Source organism: Streptococcus oralis, assembly GCF_001578945.1.
Lineage (GTDB): Bacteria > Bacillota > Bacilli > Lactobacillales > Streptococcaceae > Streptococcus > Streptococcus oralis_Q.
This window is the reverse complement of record NZ_KQ969552.1, coordinates 311,478-313,687: the sequence shown is the minus strand read 5'-3', so window position 1 is coordinate 313,687 and position 2,210 is coordinate 311,478. Positions and strand designations below refer to the sequence as shown.

Annotated in this window: 4 protein-coding genes; all 4 read left to right on the top strand. The window is 40.0% G+C overall.

What is annotated here, in order from left to right:
• Positions 1-273 (top strand): uracil-DNA glycosylase family protein (locus tag SORDD16_RS06970; protein WP_241734029.1); only part of this gene is annotated, 273 nt, incomplete at its 5' end.
• 12 nt (positions 274-285) lie between these two features.
• Positions 286-777 (top strand): prolyl-tRNA synthetase associated domain-containing protein, encoded by a 492-nt coding sequence (locus SORDD16_RS06965; protein ID WP_061452854.1) that lies wholly within the window; start codon positions 286-288, stop codon positions 775-777.
• A gap of 20 nt (positions 778-797) precedes the next feature.
• Positions 798-1,085: a rhodanese-like domain-containing protein gene (locus SORDD16_RS06960; RefSeq protein WP_061452853.1), complete on the top strand. Its 288-nt coding sequence runs from the start codon at positions 798-800 to the stop codon at positions 1,083-1,085.
• 192 nt (positions 1,086-1,277) lie between these two features.
• The coding region (brnQ, locus tag SORDD16_RS06955) for a branched-chain amino acid transport system II carrier protein (protein WP_241734028.1) at positions 1,278-2,210 on the top strand (933 nt) is incomplete at its 3' end.

Sequence of the window (2,210 nt, the reverse complement as noted above, 5' to 3'; positions counted from 1 at the left end):
GCCGAAAAATGGCATCCCCAACTCTTGCAAGAGTTGCCCGATATTCAGTTGACTCTTTTGATTGGACAGTATGCCCAAGCCTACTATCTTCATGAGAAAGTTAGTGGCAAGGTAACAGAGCGCGTAAAACACTACAAAGACTATTTACCAGAGTATTTTCCTTTAGTTCACCCTTCTCCTCGTAATCAAATCTGGATGGCTAAGAATCCTTGGTTTGAGGCAGAAGTGGTGCCAGATTTGCAAGCATTGGTACAAAAGATTATTCATCAATAAAGGAGAAAAACTATGGATGCTTATCAACAAGTAGCTAATAAGTTGCAAGAGTTGGGAATCACCTTTGATGTGGTGGAGCACCCACCTGTATTTACGACAGAGCAGGCAGATAGCTATATTGAAGGAATGGAAGGAGTCCGGACTAAGTCCATGTTTTTGACCAATAGGAAGAAAACTCAGTACTATCTGCTCATAATGGATGACAAGAAACGATTGGATATGGATGACTTTAAAGTTCAAGTGGGAGCCGATCGGATTCGAATGGCCTCATTGGACTCCTTGGCTGAGAAAATGAACCTACCAGCAGGAACGGTATCACCTTTTGGTTTGTTAAATAATGAAGAAAAAGACATTCTAGTTTATTTTGATAAGGACATTGTATCAGAAGATATCATGGCTTTCCATCCCAATACTAATGAAAAAACCATCTTTATCAAAAGCAAAGATTTGTTCCGATTTTTAGAGGCTATTGACTTTAGCTACGAAATTCTAACACTTCCATAACAAATTCTATAGGAGAAATCATGAAAGAAATTTCATTTTCGAGCTTTTATCAAGCTTATCAGAAAGAAAACTTACACGTTTTAGATATTCGCGAGCAGGAGGAGTATGACGCTTTTCACTTAGAAGGAGTCCAGCTTTTTCCTCTTTCTGAGTTAGCGGATCGCTACCAAGAGTTGAAACTTGACCAACTCTATTATGCCATCTGTAAGTCGGGCATTCATTCGGCTCGTGCTTGCCAGTTCTTAGAGAAACATGGATACAAGGTTATCAATGTTCAAGGTGGAATGACGGCCTTTGAAAATCTTTAAAGCTATATAGCTATATAGCGATAGATCCTAATCTTCCCTTGCTCTGTTCCAACTGAGTGAGGGATTTTGTTTTTAGATAATTCTTATTTTTAAAAATATTGAAAACATTCGATGATTAATTTTGGATACTTTTTTCAGAGTCTTAATCATGGTATACTAGGTCAGTATTTTAGAAATATGAAGGAGATTTTTATGGCTAAAAAAGGTGCCCTAACAGGTTTGCTCCTGTTTGGAATATTTTTTGGTGCGGGGAACTTGATTTTTCCGCCTTCTCTAGGTGCTTTATCTGGAGAACAGTTTCTTCCTGCCATCGCAGGTTTTGTCTTTTCAGGTGTAGGAATTGCAGTTCTAACCTTGATTATCGGTACGCTCAATCCCAAGGGATATATTCATGAGATTTCAACTAAAATTGCTCCTTGGTTTGCGACGCTTTATCTTGCAGTCCTCTATCTATCGATTGGCCCCTTCTTTGCCATTCCACGTACAGCTACAACAGCTTACGAAGTTGGGATTAGTCCCCTCTTATCCGAAGCAAACAAAGGTCTAGGATTGATTGTCTTTACTGTGCTTTACTTTGCAGCAGCCTATCTGATTTCGCTCAATCCATCAAAGATTTTGGATCGAATCGGACGTATCTTGACGCCAGTCTTTGCAATCTTGATTGTCATCTTGGTTGTTCTGGGAGCTTTCAAATACGGTGGAACCAGCCCTCAAACTGCGTCAGCTACTTATCAATCTTCTGCTTTTGGGACAGGTTTTCTAGAAGGTTATAACACCTTGGATGCCCTTGCTTCAGTTGCCTTCAGCGTAATCGCTGTTCAAACCTTGAAACAACTTGGATTCTCCAGTAAGAAAGAGTACATTTCAACTATTTGGGTTGTTGGTATTGTTGTTGCTCTTGCCTTTAGCGCTCTTTATATCGGTTTAGGATTCCTTGGAAATCATTTCCCGGTACCAGCTGAAGTGATGAAGGGTGGAACACCAGGTGTTTACATCTTGTCACAAGCCACTCAAGAAATCTTTGGCTCAACAGCTCAACTCTTCCTTGCAGTTATGGTTACCGTAACCTGCTTTACAACAACAGTTGGTTTGATTGTGTCGACAGCTGAGTTCTTTAATGAGCGT

Bases quoted from the DNA above. Each gene is read 5' to 3' on its own strand.
- SORDD16_RS06965 (WP_061452854.1), top strand. From the start codon at position 286: ATGGATGCTTATCAACAAGTAGCTAATAAGTTGCAAGAGTTGGGAATC.
- SORDD16_RS06960 (WP_061452853.1), top strand. From the start codon at position 798: ATGAAAGAAATTTCATTTTCGAGCTTTTATCAAGCTTATCAGAAAGAA.